Raw genomic sequence first — 959 nt, 5'->3', positions numbered from 1 at the left:
GCGGAAGGGCGACCGACCGTGGGGAGGAAGCGTGGATCGAACCTGTGGGCCGATGAACAAGAACCGGATATGAGGCGGTGCCGACCAGGGCGAGCGGGCCAACGACCGCGAAGCTCTTGTGACCAAGGGTCGGTGGCGTAAATCCGGCGGTCGTGCAGGGAAGGAGTGCGTTCTTACCTGGGGAGATCTCGCCTTGTGCCTGAAAGGGCGACGGTGTCGAGCCGGAGCGAGAAGTCAGCAGAGGTCGTAGTAGGGAGCGTTTTGGCGCGAACGAAGGGCCGAACGAGAGAGAGTGAAGTTGCACCGAGGATGAGCAAGGCCATGCGTCAGATGCCGGGACAAACCGGGAGGTCGGGGAAGCAGGCGGGTGAAGCCCGCCAGGCCTCCGATCTCGACGAAGCTGCGCCCCCGCCGCGGAGCGTCAACGACACAGGTGCGGGGCTGCTTGATGCGGTCCTGAAGCGAGACAACCTCCTGAAAGCCTTCAAGCAGGTGCGCGCCAACAAGGGCGCGGCGGGTGTGGACGGACTGGATATCGACCAGACGGCTGCGATGCTGCGCCAGTGCTGGCCTGCCATCTGCAAGAGCCTGCGGGAGGGGACGTATCGGCCGCAGCCGGTGCGTCGCGTGATGATCCCGAAGCCTGGGGGCGGCGAGCGCGAGCTTGGCATCCCCTCGGTGCTGGACCGCCTGATCCAACAGGCGCTCCTGCAAGTCCTTCAGCCGATCCTTGATCCGGCCTTCAGCCAGCACAGCTACGGCTTCCGTCCGGGGCGCAGTGCGCACGATGCCGTCCTTGCGGCACAATCGTTCGTGCAGTCCGGGCGGAGGATCGTGGTGGATGTGGACCTGGAGAAGTTCTTGGATCGACTTTCATAATGCCCCCTGGCTCATGGCATGTGTTCGAAGAGGGTTGGGTTTTGATCTATGGTCTTGATCCATAGACCTTTTCTCTGTCC

1 protein-coding gene is annotated in these 959 nt (G+C 63.5%); it reads left to right on the top strand.

Annotated features, from left to right (window positions below; translation table 11 throughout):
* Positions 1-321: 321 nt before the first annotated feature.
* Entirely contained in the window at positions 322-879 is a 558-nt protein-coding gene (locus tag PY650_RS36525) for a reverse transcriptase domain-containing protein (RefSeq protein WP_285884960.1), read from the top strand.
* Positions 880-959 lie beyond the last annotated feature (80 nt).

The sequence above is a fragment of the Martinezella calliandrae genome, assembly GCF_030272695.1.
Taxonomy (GTDB): domain Bacteria; phylum Pseudomonadota; class Alphaproteobacteria; order Rhizobiales; family Rhizobiaceae; genus Rhizobium; species Rhizobium calliandrae.
Note: the sequence above shows the minus strand (reverse complement) of the source record. Positions and strands in the feature narration are given on the sequence as shown.